We start from the raw sequence: 22,365 nt of genomic DNA on the forward strand, positions 1-22,365 counted from the left end.
ATTAACAAGTTCAATACCCTATAGCCTGCATAGTTTCATTTATGGTGGTGCCAAGTGTGCGGGCATGGGGGTTTAGTTTTTCAATGCTTTTCCCCCAGATGTAAAAGGTGTACCTATTGAAGCACAGGCCTGAAATACCAGCGTTTACTGCCGCACGGGGAAGAGGAGCAATGTTGAGCTGGATCAACCATCTAAAGGGGGAGAAAAGCAAATGAGAAAAGGACCATTCATTCTGAACAAGTCCCGCGTATGGATTATAGTTCTATGTATGGCTGTCAGTGTCTCTGGTGCCGTTGGCTATGTACAGGGAAGGCGGGGGGCAGCGGATGCGCGGATTCCGGATATAGGCCACGGGGAGCAGTCCGCAGAAACCGGGCCTTCCGATAAGAACTTTCACCTGGTAGGCAGGGTATGGGAGTCGGATGGTGTGCCGGCAGCAGGTCAAATCCTGACATTTCAGGGAGAGTCACTGACCACAGTCACAGATTCTGAGGGAGCCTTTTTATTCACGGATCTATCGTCGGGAACCTATGAGATTGCCCTTTGTAGGGAGGATGGTACCGTCCGGGCCCGGCAAAATATTAGTATATACTGTGTTTATGGAGTGCCGGATGTGTCTTTTGAACTGCTGGAGGGAGAATACAGCTTCAGGATTTCCGCGGATATCCGCTATCTGGAGATTGCCATATCGGTGGATGAAGAGACTATATCTATCAGTCCCGACCAATACTCTTATGCTACCAGAGGCGGCAGGATAAGGACTCCCCACGGCACTTTTTACGCACAGGAAAATAGTGTAACAACACCTGCGGGAAATACATTTCTCTCAGATGGAACCATTGTAGTACCAGGCAGCAAACGGGCGGATCCCTCCAGACTTATTCTCCCGGATGACGATGAGGCACCGGATTAGGTGGCAAAGTTGGCATAGATAGTTCTATTTTGTCTTTTGCGGCATATATATTATGGAATAGAAACAAATTATGGAGGGAAGCTGTGTCAGAATATAAACGTTTTATTGCTTATGTGTATGAGTATATGCAGGAGCAAAAGGGAAGCAATAGAGGATTTATCAAAGTTGAAGCCAGAAACAGCGTGTGCAAAATGGACTTTCATCTTACAGGCATTCAGGGACAGGATAAGTGCAGCATTTATGCTTATGCAAGAGAGGGTAAAGAGTGCCGCGCCATATTTTTAGGGAGCTGCGCCCCCAGAGGGGATAAGCTGGAATGCAGAGTCCAGACCAGCGAGGAGCAGATAGGAAACACAAAATATAAGCTTGGGGATCTGGGAGGCATTATCCTTCTGGGAGAAGGCCAGAAAATGTATGGAACGGAATGGGATGATGTGCCTATACGTATACAGGAGTTCTCCTTCTCGTGGATGGATAAGGAGGAACCTACACAGGAGAACCGGGGAGAGGGAGAAGTACCTCCGGTAAATGAAAGTCCCCAGGAACCACGGAAGGAAGAGGTTCAGGAAGAGATAAAGGAGTCGGAAGGTGTTCCGGCATCTCAGGAGCCGGAGCAGCCCCCTGTTGCAGAAGTAAATGAAACGGCATCGGAAGCCGGCCCCCAGGAGACAGGAGACAGCGTCCCTGAATTAACCATAGAAGAAATACAGCAGATAGAAGATATCCGCCAATTAAAAGAGGAAAAAGAAGCATTCAATCCATTTTGCGACCAGGATATGATGGAGTGTTACAAAATAATCCCCAGGGATCTGGAACGTATCAGCAGACGGGATCAGGCATTGGCTAACAATAATTTCCTTCTGCATGGATATTACAATTATCACCATCTGCTGTTTGCCAGGGAAAAGGAATCAAAACAATACATATTGGGAGTGCCGGGAATCTATGATCATCAGGAAAAGTTCATGGCCGTGATGTTTGGATTTCCTAATTTTAAGGCCGCAAGGCCTTCAGAGGAAGAAGACGCTGCTTCCCAAATGGGGCAGTTCGGCTATTGGTATCGCTTAATCGACACCCCGGATCTCTACCAGGGGGATGGTTTCTGACAGAATCCTGCGGAAGTTCTCCAGTTCCTGAAGCGAATAGCTTGTAAAGCCTGGCCGTATCACCTCTGGTGAGTCTTTATAGGACTGGAGATAATAGGCGTCACATCCGGCAATCCACTGTCCTATGGAGCGGAAATCATTTTCACTATGAAGCTCCCGGACTACCGTAGTCCGAAATTCATAGGGGATTGCACCTGTCATAAGAAAATCTACAGACTCCAGAATAGGCTTCAGATTCAGCCCGGGAATCCCGGATACTTTGTCATAGGATTCCTGAGCTGTTTTTATATCCATGGCAACCATATCAATAAGGTGATTCTGGACCAGCTTCTTTAGGATCCAGGGATGGGAACCATTAGTATCCAGTTTTACGGGATATCCCAGATCGTGGATCTCATAAATCAGGGAAATTAATTCCTTGTCTATGGTAGGTTCTCCCCCGGTAATGCAGACACCATCTAAAATCCCTTTTCGTTTTTTCAAAAAGGATAGGACCTGTTCTGTGGGAATAACGGGCTGGTCATCGGCTGACAGCACCAGACCGCTGTTGTGGCAGAAAGGACACCGGAAATTGCAGTTCCCCAGGAATATAGTAGCTGCCACCTTCCCGGGGTAGTCTAATAAAGTGGTTTTATTCAGTCCGTGGATTGCCATAATTGTTCTCCTTTTCCATATCATGCATGAATGCAGACTTCTACTATGAATATTATAGTAAAAATACCCGGAATCTGCAAGAACTCAAGAAATTCAGCTTAAGACAGAGGAACTTTGGCAAAAGAACAGCAAGTAAATATTGACGGAATCCCGGACAAGCTTTATACTACTAATGGAACATCACTCTCATTTATTATGGAGACGTATCGAAGTGGCCATAACGAGCTTGACTCGAAATCCACTCGGTCAGTTGCTTTGAAAATGCGGGAAACCCTTGAGTTTTCGCGGGTTTGCGGGATTTTGAAAATTTAGCTTTTTACCGATTTCTACGGTTTTTCTACACTTTGCCTTGACTTTTTCGAAAGGCTCGGTGTATTAAAATAGAATATGGAGGCGTATCGAAGTGGTCATAACGAGCCTGACTCGAAATCAGGTTGTCGAGCAATCGGCACGTGAGTTCGAATCTCACCGCCTCCGCCATGAGCCTGTTTGCGGTCAATGCCCGCAACAGGCTCTTCCTTTTTTGGTTCTTTTCTACGCCCTCTTTCGAGGGCATTTTTCTGCTTTTGTAGAAAACGGATGCTTATAAAATCCTTATTTTACAAGGCTTTGCCGTGTTTCGACTCAGCAGTCCGTAGAAAATCACTCAGCCATTTCAAGTGCGATAGGTTCTTCCCGCTTGGATTTTTCAAACATGCCATCCATAACCAGTCCGGATTCGATCTGCGCATGAAAGTCCAGATGCGAGTAAATATCCGCCGTGGTCGAGAACGTGCTGTGCCCAAGCCATATCTGGATTTGCTTCATGGATATCCCGTTTGCGAGCAGTAAGCTGGCGCATGAATGCCTTAAATCGTGGAACCTGATTTTCTTCAGGTTGTTTTTTTCGAGTATCCAGCTAAAATGCTCCGTTACATAGTTGGGACGCATCAGCTTTCCGGTTTGGTCGACGCAGATATAATCCAGATAGTCCCGGCAGTAAGAACGCTTGAACATTCTGCGGTACATTTCCTGCTTCTCTTTTTCCGCCCACAGAATTTTTTCAACGGATGGCAGCAGCGGAAGGGTTCGGAAGCTGGATTTGGTTTTGAGCACATCCTCGCCGACAGCCACTGCTTTGCCATCGACCGTGTCCTCAATGACCTTGTGCTTGATGGAGATGGTCTTTTGTTCAAGGTTGATCGCATCCCATTTCAGACCAAGGACTTCACTTCTCCGCAGGCCATAGTAAGCGGCCAGTTTTACGCAGACTTCCAAGGGATCATCCGCTACCGCATCGAACAAAGCCATCATTTCTTCCGCCGAATAAAACTGTGCCTGATACACATTCTTTTTCGGCCTGTCCACCCTGTCGGCAGGATTGCTGCTGATAATTCCCTTTTTGACAGCGTTCTGCAGCGCCCTGCGAAGCACCGCATGATAGTGAATCACCGTATTTGCCGTATACCCTTCATCAAAAATGGATTGATGAAAATCCTGAATATGCTGCGGCGTAACTTCCGCTAAGGTGATGTTCAGTTCTTTAAAGTACCGGCTGATTCGGCTGTCCAGCATGGTGCGGTAGCCTTTAAACGTGGTCTTGGATATGGTGGGTTTTGCTTGAATCAGCCATTTTTGAAGGTAATCCATAAAGGGAACATCCGCCTGCGGGTTCCTTTTCTCCTCGATCAATTCTCGGGCTCGTTCTTCCGCTGCCCGACGCTCCTTTTCCTCCTGCTCCCGTTCATATTCCAAACGGATTTGGTCAAAGGCTTTTTTGGCTTTTCTTTCGCTGGTTCCCTCTACCGGCAATCCGGTGGGAATCCACTTTGTCTTTCTTTTGCCGTCCACTTTTGTATAAAGGACAGCGTAATAAGTATTATTTTTTTGCTGTAGGCATCCTGTTATCATTGCTATCCTCCTTCGAAATAACAGCGTATTTGCCTACCATTGACAGCACCACAATACCACAGAAAGCTTAAGATAGCTATTACTTTATGCGGAAATCATCCACATGATTTTTCTACGCCTTATTGTCAATGGTAGACAAAAATCCGGATCAGCCGAGCTTGATATGGCACATTTCTTCACCCAGCAGATATTCAATAACACATGCTTTCGGAATCTTATAGGTTCGTCCAACGCGAACACTATGTATCTCCTTTTCCGCCAGCAGTTTATAGGCCAGCTTACGGCTGATGCCGCCAAGCATTTCTCTTAATTGATTGACCTCGACTACATCGGGGTACTTTTCAAACATTGTGACTTTGTCGTTCATAATGACATCCCCTTTCATTAAAAAAACGCCGGGTCAAGCCCAACGCTGATGGAAAGTGCCTGATTGATTTTTTTCATTTCATGACCGGAAAGAGTGCCAATCTTTTCTCTAAGGCGTATGCGGTCAATGGTGCGTATCTGCTCTAAAAGAGCAAAAGACTCTTTGGAGCAGCCGCTGGTTGTACCTATGTGAACATGTGTAGGAATATTGTTTTTTTCTGTTTTTCCGGTAATTGCGCAAACAATCACCGTAGGACTGTAGCGATTTCCTACATTGTTCTGCAGGATAAGTACCGGACGGATTCCGCCCTGTTCGGAGCCCACAACGGGACTTAAATCGGCATAGAAAATATCCCCACGTTGTATGTTCATTTTATAATCTCTCAAAATTGCGATCCTCCTTTGAAATTCTTAATGGCACAAAAATAGGATCGCCCTTGGGTAGTTGCTTCACTGTGAGAGCAGCTGAAAACAGGGCGATCCCATTGCTTCTGACATTAAGTTGTTTTTAGTGATAACGGTGCTTAATTCGACACTACTCCCCAAGCACAAAAGGCAATGGTCTGAACTGCGGCTGGCTTTACCGCATCATGGGAATTTCACCCCCGCCAGGATCTCTGCCGGCTGCCCTCATTGCGTGATCCCCATATGTGGGGGCTGTGACTGGACAGAAGTATCATGATAGGCTGACGGGGTCATTGCGATACAGGCCGCCACAGCCTGTTTCCCGGTCGGATGGGTACCGCTCTGCACCTTATTGGGCCGTCTTTGATAGTCTGGGAAGAGAAACGTAATGAACAGAAAGAAAAAGCTGATTCATCTTGTTCTCATCACCATCCTACAGGTGGTCTTGGCGCATCCTCCGGAGTCGCTGTTCCTTTTGGGAGCCGTCAGCTAACGTATTCAGATCATCGGATATGAAATTTTCAAAGTACCCTTGAGGGAATAAAGAAACCCCTCACTACTAATCCAGTTTCGTGAGGGGGTCTACAAAAAGAATTTTTACTTCTTCATCATTTTTTTGAGTTTCATCCGAATCTGACGTTCCCGATAGCTAATGGTCTGCTGTTTAATGCCTGTCTCTTTTTCCAGTTCTAAAGTAACTCATGGGAACCTCCTTTTCCTCAAATGTCATGCTGCCAATCAGCAGAGCTTCCTGAATGACCATGTTGCGGATAGGCTTGAAATCATTGCAGCGGGAAAGGGGCGGAGGTTCCGATGGAGTTTCTGCGTAGATGGATTCGATCCTGCCTTTGGCTTCCCACCACAAGCGATAGGCTTCAGCAACTCGACTGTCCTTGGCAAGCTCATCCACAATTTCATCCACCACGTTTTTAAGATCTGCCTTGAGATAGCCATACTGCTTTTTGCCGCCGACAGTTTGAAGCTTCTCCGCCAGGTATATGAACAGATGTTCCATGCGGTCGTTTTGCAAAACACCGTTTTCCATTTGAGGGATCAGTTCCCGCATGGATTCGGCAGCCTGTTCCTTCAGGATATCCCGGTGCTGGGTCTTTTCTCTGTAGAGCGGAATAAGCTCCTGGCGAAAAATCTCCTTTGCCAGTGAGGACTTCATTTTTTTGATTCCTTGTTTCGTAAGGTAGCCCTCTCTTGGATCGGTGCTATAGCAGATCATGTGGACATGGGGATGATGGGATTCGTTGTGAAAGGCGGCATACCATCTGAGGTGGTCGGGATGGATTTTCAAATTCTCCGCAAGCTCCATTGCCTTTTCCGAAAGGAGAGCCTTCCATGCAAGAGCATTGTCGTATCCCAGCCTTGCCGCATCCTCCCGCCGCAGAGAAATAATGGGCGTCCACACATTTCCGGTATGACAAGATACCTCGTCAGCAATCTGCATTAAGATCAGCGGCTCGTCACCGGCCGTGAACAGACCGTGGCGATCAAGCTTCTCGACGCGGGGGCGGTTTGCGATGTAGTCCAGGTATTTTTCCCGGCCGCTGATTCTATCAAGGTTCTGTTCCAGCGCGATGGTGATGAATTCTGTAGCGTTTCCCCGGTTGGGATTTTCACAGTAGTCTGCATATTCAAATAAATCCTTGGTATCGGGAAACTCCCGGAGGATCTGTGCAATCAGAGCTTTTTGCTTCTTGGTGGACCGCCAAAGCTTATGACCGCTTTCCATCTTTTCTACACCATCGCGGGTGGCAATATATTTTACGAGATTATTCAGATGGGCTGAGGTCTTTTCCCCGCCCTTAAGATAGGGACATTTGAGAATGATACGGGCCATTATTCTTCATCATCCGGACTGTTCTGGAAATCCACTGCATCCTCCAGCCGGATTTTACCTTTGGTTCGTTTGACTTCGGCAACGCATCGGCCACGAAGCCGGTGCAATTCCTCATCGGTAATCTCCAGCGTAACCGCAAGCAGATGCATCATCATGCTGATTTCCACCGAAAGCCGGAATAGATTATTTGCCACCCGGTTTTCAGTTTTTTGCAATGTGCCTTGTATCGAGGCAAGCAATGCCTTGGAAAGATAAGAGGAGATATCCTCTGTTCCAAGGTATCCCATGTAAAAGCTAAGTGCCTTTTCAATAAATTCGCTGCGGCTTTTGCAGTTGTCCTTGCTTAGCCAGCCGTCCAGCCGTTCCATGGTTTCGGGATACAGCCAGACTGCTGTCCGTTCCTTATTGTTTTTCATATACAAGCCTCCGTTTCATGGATGTACACCTGTGGGGTGACCGTCCAAATCCCTTTTGTTATCTGCTTTTTCTTCAATTTCGACCACTCTGACCGTGACAAATCCGCAATCCGACCACCTCATGGGCAGTGGCAAAAAACGCCCAGCACTGCTGGGCGAAGTGAGCGGCGGGAGGGCGCTTGCGACCACCCGCCTTTATCCTGCTCTTTTTTAGACCCAAGGACGGTGCAAGGGCAACGCATATTGTGACCGAATGGCGATAGTCGGGCATCTCCGCACAAAGCCCCCACAATCGGTTTTACTTGGCTTGGCGGGGAAATATGCCACCTATCGCTGAATAAGCCCACACAGGGGCACACGGGCGGCAACACGGGCACGTCACATCTGTTGGGCTGTCTGGCTCGTCAGCGGCTCCGGTTCCTCCTGCAGACGGAGGCCGTAATCCTACAGCGTCAGCCCTTCCTGATGTATGCAGTAGTCCTGCATTTTTTTCAGCAGGATTTCTCTTTCCTGATCGTCCAGCTGGTAGACCAGTTCTTGGCAGGAGCCGTCCCCGCGATTCAGGACGATGTCCAGCGTATCGCATACCTGCCCTTGGCCGATGTCATAATTGGCATAGACATTGATCCAGTCATTGTTCTCCACCGTTTCCACATGGGTTCCGAATACCATCCGTTTCCATGATTTCATCGGAAAAGGTGATATCGCTGTCCGTCAGTTTCCGGCTGCCTGCGATCAGAAACGGACCAGTTGCCTGTTCCATCGAATTTTCTTTCATTCAGATTCCTCCATTGCCGAATTTTCCAAGGCTCGCAGCGCGAACCTCAGAGAGAAAAAAGGACGGTGCACATTTTTTACACACCGCCGCTGCCTGCTGCTTCAATGCGTTCCCGTACATCAGTGGGAACATGCTTTTCATAGAGAGCCTGAAGCACAGACTCCAGTTCCTCCTGTAATTGTTCGCCTGTCCGGTACTGCCGGAGAGCCTCCAGTTTCTCTGTATTGAACGGAACAGAAATATTTTCCCTTTTCATAAAATTCCACTCCTTTGGTTGATTTCGAGCAGAAAGTGAGCCATGTTGGTGCAGACAGCCTGTGTTCTGATAGAAGCATTCAGGAAAAGTGAGCCAACATGGTTACAATTCCTCCAGTGCGTGAATCAGGCTGCCGGGCAGTTCCTTCAGCTGAACAGCCGTATCCGGCGTCAGTGTCTGCGGGACTTCCGCCAGCCGGAGGTTTTGAAGTTCTTCCCGAACAGCTTGCCGAACCAGCTGCTCCAGCCGTTCTGTTTGTGCGGCGGCAAGAATACTGGACACCACAAAGTCGGTGCGCTGGCGGTTGGCCTGTTGCGAAAACAGACGCTCGGCCTCCCGGTGCCTGGGATCGTCCATGTCAAAGGACAGATAGTATCGCTTCCTCATAGGCTTACCCCAGCAGGAGCTTGTACCCGTCCGCATTGGCAAACCGGTTCAGTACAGCCACGGTATTGAGTCCATCCCCGCACAGCCGGGATTCCAAAAGCTCCGCACCGCCACCCACGAACACGGTAGGAAGCCTTAAATCCAAGCCCCGTTCCCGCAGTGCGTTCAGCAGCTCCTTGCAGTAGGCGGACACCTCCTGCTCCACAGCTTCTTCGATTTTCCTGCGGTCAGTATGCTGGATTTTGCCCCGAATAGCATCGGTGATCAGCACATCCGAAAGAAGAATGCCGCTTTTCTGCAGGGCATCCTGAATGCGGCTGTAAAGAATGATCGTGCCCATCCGCAGACTGGCGCAGCTTGCCCTGTCCAGCCTGAAATTGTGGACGGTGAGAACATCCACCGTGTATCCGCCGATGTCAACGAGGGTAATGCTGCGATATTCCTGCAGACGGGGATAGTACCGGCACAGAGCCGCATGTCCCTGAGCGAACACCTTACAGTCTGCAATGCGACAGCGGTAGGCTGCTCCTTCGAACACAAAGGATACATTTTCCCGCAAAAAATATCGCCGAAACGCTTCCTTCTGCGTGCCATAGCTGTCAATGGGAAGCCCCACCCCCAGCATAATATCCGCGTTGGCCACTCCGGAACGCTTCATGGCCTCGGCAATGGCCGGCAGGGTGAGAATAAAGGTATCCTGCTCTCTGGTTTTATCCTGCTGAAAGCGCAGACGGCGTTCCCCGATGGCGTAATAGTTGCCTTCATAATAGAGCTGCAGCTCCGGCGTAATGAATTCCCGGTCGCTGACCGCGAAGCCGGAGGCGTAAAGCATCCCCTCCGAGGATTTGGTATTGTAGTTTCCGTTGTCTATGCCAAGCTTGATCATAGCCGACACCTCCTTGTTCTTTTTCTGCTGTTACATACTCATGCTCATGCCATGCGTTTCCTGCAGAGAGTCCTCCGCAGGTGCGTCGGGCTGATGGGCGGCTGTCTGCGGCTCTGCGGGAGCCTGTTCCCTCTGGCGGCGGTTCTGACTCGCAGGGCGTTCTCTGGCTGCGGGGGTCGCCTGTGTTTCCTGCGATGCGGGAGCCTGCTCCATGCGACTCTCCACATATTCCCGTACTTGGGCCGGAACCGCCTTTTCATAGGTTTTGTCCAGATAATTCTGAAGCTCCTGTTCGATGGTAAGCTCCTTTTTGTCCATGAAGAAGCGGAGCGCCTCCAGCTTCTCCGTAGGGAAGGATAATTTCAGTTCGGTTGTGCTCATACAGATTTCCTCCATTCATGGAAAGATTGGCAGACCTGCCACAGTCAAGGTGACAGGTCTTGTGAAGAACACGTTTACGGCAGATAGTTTCTCGGATTTTTCGCCGAGCCGTTTATCCGTACTTCAAAATGCAGATGGTTTCCGGTGCTTCGCCCGGTGGAACCCACCTTGGCAATGGTTTCTCCGGCCTTGACTGTCTGCCCCTCCCGGACGAGAATTTGTGAGCAGTGCCCGTATAAAGTGACCATGCCATTTCCGTGGTCAATGGTCAGATAATAGCCGTAGCCGGTGCTTCCATAAACCACGGTTTTCACCGTTCCCGCTTTTGCAGAGCGGATGGAAGTACCTTTGGCAGCACCAAGATCAAGACCGGAATGTCCCACCCACTTCCCGGTGAGCGGGTCTGTTCTGCCTCCGAATTCAGAAGTTACCATCGCTCGCCATCCTTTGCCCAGAGGTGAAATAAAGCCGTCGGCAGAGGCTTTTTTCGTTTCGGCATAAGGTCTGGCATATAAAACCTGTTTGTCGGAATCGAACAAATCCCGGTAAACAACCCGCCCTTTGGAGGAAGATGCGTCCACCACCTTACCGTCTCCGGCATAGATTCCCACATGCGTAATGTTCATGAAACGGCCGTTGGGCTTGTGGCTCCAGAACACCAAATCGCCGGGAGCAAGGCTTGATTTGGAAATCGTCAACCCATTGTCCACGCAGTATTTGCCCTGTGCCGCAGCGGTGCCGGGGAGGTTTATCCCCAACTTTTTGTACACCCACTGCACCAGATAGCTGCAGTCAGTATAGCTTCCCTGCCCCCGTTTCTCCTGAGAGTAGGGATCGCCAAGGCGGGAAAGTCCAAGGCGAACTGCTTCAACACCCGTTTCACCGGCAGGCAAATCGGAAAAGAAGCCGTCAAGCTGATCCGGTATCCAGTCCTCCCACATAGCGGAATCGTCACTCTCGATGGGCGCCGCTGTACCGTATAAGGCACGGTAATAGATTTCCGAAGCGTTGGCTTGATCTTCATAGGTGATGGCTTCTCCGAAGAGTGTCCTGATGTTGTTGTAGATAGCAGGCAGAGAGGTAATGGGAACGGCGACAGTGTAGGTTTCTTCCGATGTGGTGCCATCCTCGTTTTCCACGGTGCGGGTGCGTTCCTCATAGGTTACAAAGCAGTCCACATATTTCCGGTATTCCAGCCGGGAGGGGGACTCCGCGCCGAAGAACAGGGAATAAAAAATGGCCTTGACACGGTAAGCGTCAAGGCTGTCGCCGTCCTCCATCTGTGCATTCACGGTGGATATGGCGCTATCGATCAATGTGAAACTGTTTCGCATATCTCCGATGTACTCCCTGTAATCCGCAGGCATACTTCCCGGAATTGCACCGCCATGAAAACACAGCTCCACGGCCATGTTGTTGTGATTTGCCGTTCCGGAGAGCAGAGAGCAGATCAGCACAATCATTAAGATGAGCGGTGACAGGATGGCGGCGATAGTCCAGCCGATGGTTTTTCTTATGCGTTCATCCGAGAGTACGGCAGCGGCGGCCTTGGCTGCAGCCGTAATGGTAGCGGGATCAGCCATGCCGTCACCACCATTTCAGGTCACCGAAACCGAACAGGTTCTGCTGTTCCGGTTCGCTTTCCATGAGCTGCTCGGTGTAATCGATGGCCTGCTCCAGAATAGCGGTGTCAAACCCAGCGGTTTTATAGCCTTCACGGATGGTATTGTAGTAATAGTCGGAGGGATACCCCAGACGATGCCCCGGCGACATCACATAAACCATTGCCGAAACCGTTTTGCCGTCCAGTGTCAGTTCCATGGTTTCTTTACCGTAGAATCTGGGGAAGCCTTCGTAAACATCGAGGGCAGCTTCATCTTTCGAAGTGATTTCCCACAGCAAAACAGGAACAGAAGCGCCCTCGCAAGGCTCGATGGTAGCCACAGCTCCATGCCTTCCGCCTCGAAACACAAGGGCATAATCCTTTATCTCAGATGCCCCAAGCACCTTGGCAGTAGGGCATCGTTTCGCCATTTGCGTCAGATTGAGGTTGCTGCCATAGGCAATATACAGTTTATTTTTCATAATAGCTCCTTTACATTGACATAGTAAAAGCGGGGAACTGTTCATCCTCCGCTTCCATCATAGTTTCCGGTACAGCTTGTTCCGGCGGCGCCGTCGTCTGAGCTCTCTCTGCTTCACGCTTTTGTCGCAGCCGTTCTTTTTGCTTTTCCGCCTGGGCCGGGTCTTTCCACGCAATGCAGCCCTCCAGATGATCCAGCAGATGCTTTCTGGCTGTTTTAAACTCTTCCCCGATCATGCCGAGACGCAAAAGCCACACACGGAAGGTGTATTTCTCATTGGTAGATTGAGTTTTGGCGGGACTTGCCGACCGTTGGTTGAGCGCCTGAGCGGTAATGGCAAGGCAGAATTGGATATATGCCTTGATTTTTCCGGCGTGAAGATTGCCATTGAAAGCGCGGAATTCCACCGTGCCTTTCTGGAACACGCTGTGAAGATTGAGGCAGTGGTAGCGGCTGTGGTGGTAATGCTCCCGGCTGCCATCACCGCCATTGTACCAGATTCGTTTCAGCTGTTCCATGGTAGAGGGTTTCTGACGGTTGATTCGTTCCAAGAACAGGGGATCAATCTTTTGACAGTAGCTGGTTTCTCTACCGCGGGAAACCTGTAGCGCCCTATAAATCATATCCTCTTTCGCCGCCATGATGTTGACCAGATTGCGGAGCTTCGGAGCGTTAAAAGGAGCGGCATTGATGTGAATATGAATGCCGCAGGAGGGATTTACAAAAGCCCCGGCTTCCCGGAGCTTGCGGATCAGTTCCTGCACGGTTTCGATATCCCGGTACTGGCAAATTGGGCTTACCAGCTCCACACTGTAATTCCTGTCGGCACTGATTTTCCTGCGTCCGTCTCTCTTTTGGCAGTCAATGCTGCCGTCGCTCATGACTTTCCATTTGCGCCGCTGGCTGTCACAGGCATAATAGGCATCGTAATAACCGCCCTCATATTCCTTGCTGGTTCCAAAATATTCGGCAATTACTTCGGCAGCACGGCTTCTTGTTATCCCGGTCATTTCAATTTCAATGCCGAAATCCTGAGCCTGTATCTCCATTTACCCACCGCCTTTACCACATCCTGTGCTGCAGCGTAAGGTCTTTTTCCTGTGCAAGCCCCGCTGTTTCCGCTGCGGAATTGATAAAACTGCAGAGCCGTTCCCTTCGCCATGTGTCAATCAGGTAACCTCCGCATTCCTCATTCAACGCATTGATTTTCAGAACCGTATCCCGCACACATTCGGAAATAGCGGCAGGATCTCCCACGGCTGCTATGAGGTCGTCAATGTATTCATCCAGGATATTTCCCATCAGGGACACATCCTCCGGCGTATAATGATAGCTGCCGGCATAAGGATTGGGGTATTCCTTCCCGTCCATGCAGCATCGCAGATGCTCCAGTATGACGGGGCGTTCCTCATGGTCCGCCTTCTGGTATTTCTCCATAAAAGCCAGAATATCCGCTTCCCGGTTTGGAGTGTAGCGAATAAAGGACAGCATATCTTCGAGAATACCCACCTTGTTTTCTTTTTTATTTTGAAGCTTATCCATGATTTTTTCTCCCTTCTTCATTATCTTCCGCCTGCCTTTCCAAACAGCTTTTCCTTGTGAGAAGGAGCGTGAACCGCAAGGTTATACCTTTCGATGCCGCATTTGTAGAGGCAGACACCGCGCTGCGGGTAACGGATAAGGTTGAATTCGCTTTCTTCGAGCTGCAGGGAGTCGATGTAAAACTGTTTATCGATATTGCCCGCATTGAAGAGAAAAGCGTGAGTCGGGATAGAAAACAGCGGCTTGGTCAGCTCCCGGATGCCCTCGATATTGAAGTCCTCCAGATTCTGAGATGCCAGAATCACCGCCGAATCTTTCTTTCGCACACGTTTCATGAAATTTCGGATATACTCAATCGCAGTCAGGTTGGTCAGGAACAGATACAGCTCATCAATCGATGCGGCAGTATTGCCCTCCGTCAGCAGCTTGTCACTCATAAAGGACAGCACGTTGAACAGCAGGGCGTTTTTCACGTTCCGGCTGGCTTGAAGCAAGCCTTTTACCCCGAACACAATAAAGCGGTCGGAGGTCACATTGGTGTGGCCGTTGAAGAATTGGCTCTCTGCACCCATGCACATGGAGTGGAGCCCCAGCAGAATTTCCTGCAGCAGTTCCGGCGGGTAGAGTTGATATTCGGTTTTGTCATAGCTGCGGAACTCGTCCTCAATAAAGGCATAAAGGTCGGACAGAATGGGATAGTCTGCGGCTGTCAGAGTTCGAAAATCGGTACGGTCGCTGATGCCGAATTTTTCGTACAGCTTGCCCAGCATGATTTCAATGGCGTCGATATGACGGTCTGAAAAATCCTTATAGCACCGAAAAAAATCCTTGAGAAAGCTGATGTGCTGACTGAGCTTGGTGGATTGACGGAATGCCTGAGGCGCATCGGCATCCTCCGGACTGCCGCCTTCGTCCCAGGTCTTTGGTTCCAAAGGATTAATGAGATACCGGCCTGACATGAGGTCGATGAAACAGCCGCCGAGATTTTCAGCCAGTTCCACATATTCGTGCTCAGGGTCAAGGCACAGTACGGCCTTTCCCGATTCAAGGATGTTGCAGAGGATGAGTTTGAGAAGGTAGCTTTTACCCTGGCCGGAGTTGCCGAGAATTAAGACATTGGCGTTGGTTTTATCATCATCGCGCTTGTCAAAATCCGCGATGATATTCGAGCCGAACTTATCTCTGCCAAGATAGAAGCCGCAAGGATCGGTCTTGCCGCTGTAGTTGAAAGGATAAAGGTTCGCTACCGAGCTTGCCGGCAGAACACGCTCAAACTGACTGCCAAACACATTTCGTCCTGCGGGACCCACTGCGAGAAAACCCTCTCTCTGGCGAAGGATAAGCCGGTCCACATTGAGCTTTGAGCGAACCAATTCGGTCAGAACATCGGTCTGCAGAAGCTTCAGTGCATCCAAATCATGCGCTGTAAGCTCAATGAAAACAGCGCAATGCAGGAGCGGTTCACGGTTTCGGTGCATGGATGATACCAGCGTGACCACATCCTGCAGATTGCTTTCGGCGGTGACTGTCTGCCGGATGTCGTTGGTATTGCTTTTATCCATACGGTTTTTGTTGGCTGCATTGTGGATGATTTTCTTTTCCTCCGCTGCTGTTACCTGTCTGGTATAGATTCGCAGAGTTACACCGTCCTTTTCTCCAAGATGACGGAAGATGGCCTGTTCCTCGGTGGCGGTGGGGTACTCCCGAAGCGCCCAAACGCATCGGTAGGTGTTCCCGCAGATGAAGTGGTCGGTGTTGAATTTGATAATGCCCGGCGCAATCATATCAAGGAAATCCTTAATTTTAGGTTCCGCAGTTGACAGATCAGCCTTTGTTTTTCTGACTTTAGGCATAAAAAAATACCTCCTGTTCTACCGTAGGAGGTTCTATACTTTTGAGGCGTAAGGGATCCCCCTACGGCCGTTGATTGAATTTTATTTACTCGCCGAGAATGATCCAGCGTTCCCCATCGTAATCCTCATATAGTTCGGTAGTAACATTTTGCTCATAATAGACTCCGAGCAGGCGCTTGATATCAGTTTCACCGGCTCTGCGCGCAGTGAAGCCCTGATCCTTGAGGCTCTTTTCGATGCGGGAAAGGTAGGGCTGGACATCTTTTTCTTTTTCGCCCCGCAGACGGATGATGATTAAAAATTCCCGCGCTGTTGCCATCTGCACTTGCATACGGTCAAGGGAAATCATATCCTGTGCCAGCAGTTTGCGGATGACAGGATTCTGCTCGGTGTCCATCCTGGCTTTCAGATAGCCTTTGTTGTCCTCGAAGTTTTCCCGGCTGTTTAGGCACAGTATTTCAATATCCGAAATGCCCTTGAGCACATTCATAAGGGCATAAATCCTTGCCCCGATGCTGGAATCGGACAGAACGCTGATGTTGGTGGGTTTTATCATGAAAAATACCAGCTCGCCGTGGGGAGTCACAAGGCTGTGGCCTGTGATGTCATCGATACCCATGAGTTGACGGGTGGAAGCTTTTTTCCGTGTCTCCTGTTTCTTTTTTCTGTTCACATTCACGCCCTCCATTCATAGGTCTGCTGCTTTCCGAAAAAGAAAGCGGCGGCATAGCGGATAAAATCGAGAATACTCACATCCTCTAAACGAATGGATAAAAAAGCATAGAGTGCAGTCAACACGATGGGGGGCAGCCAGCCGAGCTGGGAAAGAGCAAAGACAGAAATCAGGCAACCGATTCCTATGATGCCGATGTCACGTAATTCCCACAGCCACAAGGTAGCTTTTGATTTTAAGTTGTCGGGGTAGATGTACATGAAGACGATTCCTCCTGTTCCTCATAGAATTTTCGCAAAAAATAGGCGATACCGCGGAGGACAAAATCCACACATGGTATCGCCACACTATTGCCAAGCGCCTTATAACGGGCGCTGTCCGATGTTCCCGGTATCAGCGTCCAGCCGTCCGGGAAGCCTTGGAGCCGTTCGCATTCCAAGGGAGTGAGCCTGCGAATGAGCTTGCGACCATTTCCTTTTACAAGATTCTCACTTCCGCCTCCATTGTTACCGCCTTGGGCACACAGGGTAGCACAGCCTTCTGCATAGTTGCCATATTGCGATTGACCGAATATTTCGGGCTGACAAACGAGATCGGTCGCATCCTTATGCTGTCTTGCACTTTGCGTAGCAATCACATGGTTTTCGGAAAATTTATCGCTTCGCTGGCGGCTGAATACCGCATGGCGGTCAGATGTCGTAATGGTGTAACTGATATCCGCCTGACAGCCGAGTCCGTTGCCGCCGTTTTCAGGCTCCCGGTCAATAGTATTGCCTGCAATGCAGATGGTTTCCTGCGCAACAGGATCACCTACAAGGGGAACATTGTTGCCGCCGGTACCATAGGTTGATGTTACGGTAGGGGCTACTTCCAACGGTCCTGTGTATCTGCAATCCTTTGCGTGATTGTCAAACAGTACCGGCTGGTTATTGCCGGAGGTTCCTGCGGCTGATGGAATAGTCGGGCAAATGCCTCCACCAATTTCAGCGCCACCTTGCTGGGTAGCCATGATAAGTGGCTGATGCCCGTGTTCTTGCGCCCGAAGCGTACCTGTGATGTCCTTGGTGCAGTGCATCTGGCTACCGCCTTGGTCGTTAAGACAAAACACCGATGGAGCTGTGCCCGTTTTAATGGTAGGAGAACACTCTGCCTGATAGCCGATCCCTCTGGCTTCGGCGCCGGCATTGCCGCAGAATCCTGCGGTAAGCACACAGGGATATCCTTGCCCTGCCTGCCCTCCGCCGCCGGTAATAGATGTGTGTACCTCCGGTGTGAGAAAGCAGTCCCCGTTACCTTTGCTGACCACTCCTGCCGCAAGCACAAGTTCCGCTGGGTTTCTGCCACCGCCGCCGTCTGCTCCTGCAAGAGTGAGAGCCATGCCCTCCGGCATAAAGACACGGCTTTGGGTATCCCAACCATTCAAACAGCTTGCTTGGGATACGAGAGGAGGATGCCCTCCCATACCTGCGCGGAGCGTGGGTGTCACTTCCTCGGTAAGATCCATTCGTTCGCCGCCATGGTCGTTCAGGCAGATCAGAGGTTTTGTGACGAATGTCTGCTGTTTCATGCCGGGTTGTGAACCCAATGCTCCGGCCACATCGTGCAGATCCCGAACCTCGTCACGCTGGTTGGCAGCAAAGGCTATGGTTGATTTTCCTTCTGTCCGTATATACCCATGCCCGCCGCCTTCACCGCCATAGAGAGCAGGCCATATCCCTGTTTCCTCGAAAATGCGGCGGCTCTGCACATCCCATGGCGTCAGGCAAGACCCGCCTGAATCATCAGAGCCTCTTTTAGCTGAGGAGGAAGTTCCTTGCCTCTGGCTTCGGCTCTCCGCAGTATCCCCAAACAGGCTGTCTTGCTTAAATAATATTTCGGGTGCGGTTGTTCCTCCAAAATCTGCGACAAGGAAGATACGACGGCGGCGCTGGGCGACTCCCCAGAATTGAGCGTCCAAGACGCGCCAAGCCAAGCTGAATTCATTTCCCAAAATGACAGCCCCAGCAGATTCCCAGCGCCCGGAGTCAGGTCGAGGCACATCACAGGTACTGTACTTAATGCGGACAATCTCCTCGATGACCGCACGGAAGTCCTCGCCGCCTGCGGAACTGAAGGCTCCTGGGACGTTTTCCCAAACGAGGTATCGAGGTCGAATAAGGTGAGCTGGTACGTTTCGTTGTCCATCGGCGTTTCTCATCTCCTTCGTGATCCGTGTTTGCTCCATAAATAAACCTGAACGTTCTCCTGCAAGTCCGGCACGCTGCCCGGCAACCGATAAATCCTGACAGGGTGAGCCGCCGCAGATGACATCCACAGGCGGGAGCTTCGCTCCGTTCAGCTTTGTGATATCGCCGACATGGTGCATTTCGGGAAATCGGATTTTTGTTACTTCGATGGGAAAGGCTTCAATCTCGCTTGCCCATAAAGGAGTGATGCCGTTGCGTATCGCTGCCAGCGGGAAGCCTCCGATCCCATCGAAAAGGCTCCCCATGGTCAGCATCAGACCATCTCCATAGTCTGTGCAGGAGCCTTGACCGGTGCGCTGTTTTTTACTTTGCCTACAGCGAAGCCGATTTCCTGTTCCATTACCCGGCGTATCGGAATTCCAAGTCTGGACGCTTCCTCAATTTCGAGATACATCCCCGGTGAAATATGATCGCCGTAGCACCACAGCTCGTCGCAGCGGGATAGCATGGCCAGCCCCATATCCAGTCCAAGCTGACGCTGCTTTGGTTGATGTTCATCCAGAATTGCGGGATACAGCAAGTGGGGCGCAAAAAAAGCGTGCCCCTCATTCATCACATGGCGACACGCTTTCTTGGCAAATTCCGTATTTCTTTCAACGTCCCCGGCATAAGGGGACGCCACATAAATTAATTTCATAGGCTTTTCCTTTCTAAAGTTATTTCGGCGCTACCGCCTGTACCACGGTTCGAGTGGTATTCACAGCGGCCTGTGCGGTATAAACGGCAGACATCAGATTTGCCTTTGTGCTGGTATCCAGGCCAAAGGCCCCGGCAATTCTCGGCACTTCACCGGCGGACAACATCAGTCCAAGCCCCAGCAAGGCATGGGTTCTCAGAACCATAAGCCCCGCGGCAAGGATGGTCGCCTGCAAAAAGGTTGTCAGGCACAGACCGATAATCTGCTTGCACCATTGGATAAATCCGTCAATGTAACCACGGGGAACAGAGAACATATACAAGCTGCCCACAGCAATCTGGATCAGCAAGATACCTCCCCGTTTTAAGTTAGAAAAGAACACTTTAATCACGGCATATCCCATCATGATAATCATAAAGAGCATCATGATAGGGCTTGTAATAGCGGATATCCCTCCAAAGATACCGGAACCCATGGCGCCGCCGATGTCCGGCGAAGCGCGAAGCTCTGCAATAATGTTTCCGGCGAGGTCGCTGAAGCTGGTGCCATAGCCGGTGATTCCCGCCGTGAGGCTGCTCTGGAGATTAACCGACAGCTTGAACAGCTCCACCGGCAGGATTGTAAAAAGAGACACCGCCATAAAACCTTTGAGGGCGTTTAAGGCGGTGTCCTTTATGCTGCCACGGCCGTGCTGGTATTCAATGCCGGTTTCAAATACCGAGACTACAAGTCCGGTTCCGTACAGCGCCCAAGCCAGATAAGAAAAAAACAATACGATGGACTGTACCCATTCCATGGAGAACAACTCCACACCCATGTTTCCCATCTGTGCAAAAAAGTCGGCAAGAAAGCCGACCACCTGTCCGTAGAGCCATTCGATGATCTGATCCATCACGGTTCCAAGGACAAAGTCCCATATGAACATTTGAGGTTCACCTCCCTCAAGAAATATTAAAAACATACCGCAGTTTTACTTGCGGTATGTTCGTCCATCTTGCATTCTACAAAATCATTGTCACGCCATGGTTTGCGTCATACCATTGGACATATCCTGGGTAGGTTCCTGAAAAACCTCCAGGTAATTGCCTACAGCGTCAGCGAGCTTTTCAAAATCTGCGGGGGTTGGCTGATAGGCATACCATTCCAGCTTGCCTTGATACACCCATAAGTGCGGGCTGACTCCTTCCTTAAAGTTCGGATTGTTTACTGGTTTTGTTCCCAGAATTTCCTGAAAACGAAGGAGGGTACTGTCTACTACACCTTCGTTCCGGTTGATAAGCGATACTTTGAGTGCTTCGTAATGATTGGCATGTCCTAAGGTGACAAATTCTGCACGGATGCGGAGACTATCACTGATTTTTCCGTAGCAAGTTCTTCCGACAAACCTTGTATCGGAAAAAATCGCATCATGGTCGAAGAGCTTTCGCAGTTCTTTTTCAAATGTAGTCATATACTGTTCCTCCTACATTCCGAGAATTGTCCAGAGTATCCTTGCATTAGGTCGGTGAACGGATTTTAATTTTCATAAACAGCGCTTCCTTTCATATTGACATTTTTTGATGTGAAGCATATACTATATCATATCAAGATAATTTGATGTGAGGTGATAAACGTTGGAGCTTACTCCGGAGAAGAACGCTAATGTATTTAAGGCATTTTGCGATGAAAAGCGGCTTGCCATTTTGGAACTGCTGCGCAGCGGTGAAAAATGCGCCTGCGTGCTCATTGATCAAATGGAAATCGGTCAGTCCTCCTTGTCCTATCACATGAAGATTTTATGTGAATCGGGTATTGTCGAAAGCAGACAGGAAGGCAAATGGACACATTATAAAATCAGTGAACAGGGCAGCCACGAGGCCATGCTCCTGTTAAAAGCAATTACCACCCCCAATGCAACCGCTGAAGATACTCGTTGTTGCAATCAATAACGGCCATCTGATGGAAGATGGCTTTTATTCGGCACAACATATCAAGTTTTTTTGATATGACTATTGAATTTAAGAAAGAGAGGCGCTTACCCTATGGAGATCCTTCAAAATACGTGGCTGTTCTTTCAAGACCAAGTGCTTGGAATGAAATGGCTCAACGCCCTAATCGGTAATCTGCTCTCGTTGTTCGGTCTTGATGTAACAGGACGAATTGGTGGCAGCGTTCAATTCTTTATCTATGATGTACTAAAAATCACCGTACTGCTCTGCGTGCTGATTTTCATCATCTCGTACATTCAAAGCTACTTCCCGCCGGAACGAAGCAAGAAAATTATGAGCCGCTTTCACGGCGTGTGGGCAAATATCATGGCAGCACTGCTTGGCACGGTAACGCCTTTTTGCTCTTGCTCCTCCATACCTCTGTTCATTGGATTTACCAGTGCCGGACTGCCCCTTGGCGTGACTTTTTCCTTTCTGATTTCCTCACCCATGGTAGACCTCGGGTCGCTCGTTCTGCTCATGAGCATCTTTGGCACAAAGGTCGCTATCGTCTATGTCGTTGTGGGCCTGGTTATCGCGGTCGTTGGCGGTACGCTGATTGAAAAACTTCACATGGAAAACTATGTGGAAGAATTCATTCGCTCGGCAAGCGGCGTAGATATTGAATCGCCTGACTTAACCCGCAAAGAGCGTGTCATTTACGCCAAGGATCAGGTGGTGTCAACCTTCAAAAAAGTTCTGCCGTACATTCTGGTTGGCGTGGGCATCGGAGCTATCATCCACAACTGGATTCCTGAAAGCTGGATTGAGATGGTGCTTGGCAGCAATAATCCTTTTGGGGTAGTGCTGGCAACTCTGCTTGGCGTTCCCATGTACGCTGACATTTTCGGCACGATTCCGGTGGCCGAAGCGCTGCTCTACAAAGGCGCGCAGCTTGGTACGGTTCTCTCCTTTATGATGGCAGTCACAACGCTTTCCCTGCCCTCCATCATCATGCTGCGCAAGGCGGTAAAGCCGAAGCTGTTGGGCACATTTATTGCCATCTGCACCATCGGCATTATCATTGTTGGCTATCTGTTTAATATTTTCCAGTATCTACTGGTTTAATGGGAGGG

General features: G+C 49.8%; 27 protein-coding genes and 1 tRNA gene. 5 read left to right on the forward strand and 23 right to left on the reverse strand.

Going from position 1 to position 22,365, the window contains the following annotated elements; all coding sequences use genetic code 11:
• Positions 1-211: 211 nt before the first annotated feature.
• Both GKG41_RS22180 and GKG41_RS23950 read left to right on the forward strand, forming a co-directional pair.
• Positions 212-913, forward strand: coding sequence for a carboxypeptidase-like regulatory domain-containing protein (locus GKG41_RS22180; protein ID WP_154262664.1), 702 nt, complete (start codon positions 212-214; stop codon positions 911-913).
• An 83-nt stretch (positions 914-996) separates the two neighbouring features.
• The gene (locus GKG41_RS23950) at positions 997-2,019 is read left to right on the forward strand and encodes a DUF6128 domain-containing protein (protein ID WP_154262667.1); all 1,023 of its coding nucleotides are present in this window, start codon (positions 997-999) and stop codon (positions 2,017-2,019) included.
• Here the strand turns inward: GKG41_RS23950 and GKG41_RS22190 are convergent.
• Entirely contained in the window at positions 1,978-2,673 is a 696-nt protein-coding gene (locus tag GKG41_RS22190) for an anaerobic ribonucleoside-triphosphate reductase activating protein (protein WP_154262678.1), read from the reverse strand. The two genes, GKG41_RS23950 and GKG41_RS22190, sit on opposite strands and share 42 nt — an antisense overlap.
• 389 nt (positions 2,674-3,062) lie before the next feature.
• Here GKG41_RS22190 and GKG41_RS22195 point away from each other — a divergent pair.
• A tRNA-Ser gene (locus tag GKG41_RS22195) sits at positions 3,063-3,153 on the forward strand.
• A gap of 162 nt (positions 3,154-3,315) precedes the next feature.
• Here the strand turns inward: GKG41_RS22195 and GKG41_RS22200 are convergent.
• The 22 genes from GKG41_RS22200 to GKG41_RS22305 form a co-directional block, all read right to left on the reverse strand.
• Entirely contained in the window at positions 3,316-4,563 is a 1,248-nt protein-coding gene (locus GKG41_RS22200) for a site-specific integrase (RefSeq protein WP_089981225.1), read from the reverse strand.
• A 148-nt stretch (positions 4,564-4,711) separates the two neighbouring features.
• Positions 4,712-4,930 carry a helix-turn-helix domain-containing protein gene (locus GKG41_RS22205; protein WP_154262681.1) on the reverse strand — a complete coding sequence of 73 codons (219 nt, stop codon included), beginning with the start codon at positions 4,928-4,930 and terminating at the stop codon, positions 4,712-4,714.
• Between the two features lie 17 nt (positions 4,931-4,947).
• Positions 4,948-5,301 (reverse strand): type II toxin-antitoxin system PemK/MazF family toxin, encoded by a 354-nt coding sequence (locus tag GKG41_RS22210; RefSeq protein ID WP_154262728.1) that lies wholly within the window; start codon positions 5,299-5,301, stop codon positions 4,948-4,950.
• A gap of 697 nt (positions 5,302-5,998) precedes the next feature.
• The gene (gene mobP3 / locus GKG41_RS22215; protein ID WP_243141097.1) at positions 5,999-7,183 is read right to left on the reverse strand and encodes a MobP3 family relaxase; all 1,185 of its coding nucleotides are present in this window, start codon (positions 7,181-7,183) and stop codon (positions 5,999-6,001) included.
• Positions 7,183-7,599, reverse strand: coding sequence for a hypothetical protein (locus GKG41_RS22220; protein ID WP_020072860.1), 417 nt, complete (start codon positions 7,597-7,599; stop codon positions 7,183-7,185). The genes mobP3 and GKG41_RS22220 overlap by 1 nt, the downstream gene beginning before the upstream one ends.
• Before the next feature lie 444 nt (positions 7,600-8,043).
• The gene (locus tag GKG41_RS22225; RefSeq protein ID WP_154262684.1) at positions 8,044-8,244 is read right to left on the reverse strand and encodes a hypothetical protein; all 201 of its coding nucleotides are present in this window, start codon (positions 8,242-8,244) and stop codon (positions 8,044-8,046) included.
• Complete coding sequence (locus GKG41_RS22230) at positions 8,231-8,377, reverse strand: hypothetical protein (RefSeq protein WP_154262687.1); 147 nt, start codon at positions 8,375-8,377, stop codon at positions 8,231-8,233. Before GKG41_RS22230 ends, GKG41_RS22225 begins: the two co-directional genes overlap by 14 nt.
• Before the next feature lie 76 nt (positions 8,378-8,453).
• A complete protein-coding gene (locus GKG41_RS22235) occupies positions 8,454-8,633 on the reverse strand; it encodes a DUF6103 family protein (protein WP_154262690.1) in 180 nt (59 codons plus the stop codon).
• Between the two features lie 102 nt (positions 8,634-8,735).
• Complete coding sequence (locus GKG41_RS22240; RefSeq protein WP_027103891.1) at positions 8,736-9,020, reverse strand: hypothetical protein; 285 nt, start codon at positions 9,018-9,020, stop codon at positions 8,736-8,738.
• Between the two features lie 4 nt (positions 9,021-9,024).
• On the reverse strand, positions 9,025-9,906 hold the full coding sequence (locus tag GKG41_RS22245) for a ParM/StbA family protein (RefSeq protein WP_020072864.1): 882 nt from the start codon (positions 9,904-9,906) through the stop codon (positions 9,025-9,027).
• A gap of 30 nt (positions 9,907-9,936) precedes the next feature.
• On the reverse strand, positions 9,937-10,287 hold the full coding sequence (locus GKG41_RS22250) for a DUF6103 family protein (protein ID WP_154262693.1): 351 nt from the start codon (positions 10,285-10,287) through the stop codon (positions 9,937-9,939).
• A gap of 74 nt (positions 10,288-10,361) precedes the next feature.
• Positions 10,362-11,804, reverse strand: a complete 1,443-nt coding sequence (locus GKG41_RS22255) for a peptidoglycan DD-metalloendopeptidase family protein (RefSeq protein ID WP_347563385.1) — start codon at positions 11,802-11,804, stop codon at positions 10,362-10,364.
• A gap of 70 nt (positions 11,805-11,874) precedes the next feature.
• Complete coding sequence (locus GKG41_RS22260; protein WP_089981189.1) at positions 11,875-12,372, reverse strand: gamma-glutamylcyclotransferase family protein; 498 nt, start codon at positions 12,370-12,372, stop codon at positions 11,875-11,877.
• Positions 12,373-12,382: 10 nt separating this feature from the next.
• Complete coding sequence (locus GKG41_RS22265; protein WP_154262705.1) at positions 12,383-13,420, reverse strand: amidoligase family protein; 1,038 nt, start codon at positions 13,418-13,420, stop codon at positions 12,383-12,385.
• Between the two features lie 13 nt (positions 13,421-13,433).
• Positions 13,434-13,934 carry a hypothetical protein gene (locus GKG41_RS22270; protein WP_154262707.1) on the reverse strand — a complete coding sequence of 167 codons (501 nt, stop codon included), beginning with the start codon at positions 13,932-13,934 and terminating at the stop codon, positions 13,434-13,436.
• On the reverse strand, positions 13,934-15,766 hold the full coding sequence (locus GKG41_RS22275) for a DUF87 domain-containing protein (protein WP_154262715.1): 1,833 nt from the start codon (positions 15,764-15,766) through the stop codon (positions 13,934-13,936). The genes GKG41_RS22270 and GKG41_RS22275 overlap by 1 nt, the downstream gene beginning before the upstream one ends.
• 85 nt (positions 15,767-15,851) lie before the next feature.
• The gene (locus GKG41_RS22280; protein WP_027103893.1) at positions 15,852-16,439 is read right to left on the reverse strand and encodes a hypothetical protein; all 588 of its coding nucleotides are present in this window, start codon (positions 16,437-16,439) and stop codon (positions 15,852-15,854) included.
• Positions 16,440-16,441: 2 nt separating this feature from the next.
• Positions 16,442-16,699 carry a hypothetical protein gene (locus tag GKG41_RS22285; protein ID WP_020072873.1) on the reverse strand — a complete coding sequence of 86 codons (258 nt, stop codon included), beginning with the start codon at positions 16,697-16,699 and terminating at the stop codon, positions 16,442-16,444.
• Positions 16,675-18,939: a DNA cytosine methyltransferase gene (locus GKG41_RS22290; protein WP_154262717.1), complete on the reverse strand. Its 2,265-nt coding sequence runs from the start codon at positions 18,937-18,939 to the stop codon at positions 16,675-16,677. The genes GKG41_RS22285 and GKG41_RS22290 overlap by 25 nt, the downstream gene beginning before the upstream one ends.
• Positions 18,939-19,322, reverse strand: coding sequence for a DUF4406 domain-containing protein (locus tag GKG41_RS22295; RefSeq protein ID WP_020072875.1), 384 nt, complete (start codon positions 19,320-19,322; stop codon positions 18,939-18,941). Before GKG41_RS22295 ends, GKG41_RS22290 begins: the two co-directional genes overlap by 1 nt.
• 19 nt (positions 19,323-19,341) lie before the next feature.
• Entirely contained in the window at positions 19,342-20,247 is a 906-nt protein-coding gene (locus GKG41_RS22300) for a conjugal transfer protein TrbL family protein (protein ID WP_020072876.1), read from the reverse strand.
• A 90-nt stretch (positions 20,248-20,337) separates the two neighbouring features.
• Entirely contained in the window at positions 20,338-20,772 is a 435-nt protein-coding gene (locus GKG41_RS22305; RefSeq protein ID WP_020072877.1) for a hypothetical protein, read from the reverse strand.
• Positions 20,773-20,935: 163 nt separating this feature from the next.
• On the opposite strand from GKG41_RS22305, the gene GKG41_RS22310 reads away from it, so the two are divergent.
• Complete coding sequence (locus GKG41_RS22310) at positions 20,936-21,250, forward strand: metalloregulator ArsR/SmtB family transcription factor (protein ID WP_018213992.1); 315 nt, start codon at positions 20,936-20,938, stop codon at positions 21,248-21,250.
• A 93-nt stretch (positions 21,251-21,343) separates the two neighbouring features.
• A complete protein-coding gene (locus tag GKG41_RS22315; protein WP_020072878.1) occupies positions 21,344-22,357 on the forward strand; it encodes a permease in 1,014 nt (337 codons plus the stop codon).
• Positions 22,358-22,365 lie beyond the last annotated feature (8 nt).

Source organism: Lactonifactor sp. BIOML-A5 (genome assembly GCF_009677585.1).
Taxonomy (GTDB): domain Bacteria; phylum Bacillota; class Clostridia; order Lachnospirales; family Lachnospiraceae; genus Lactonifactor.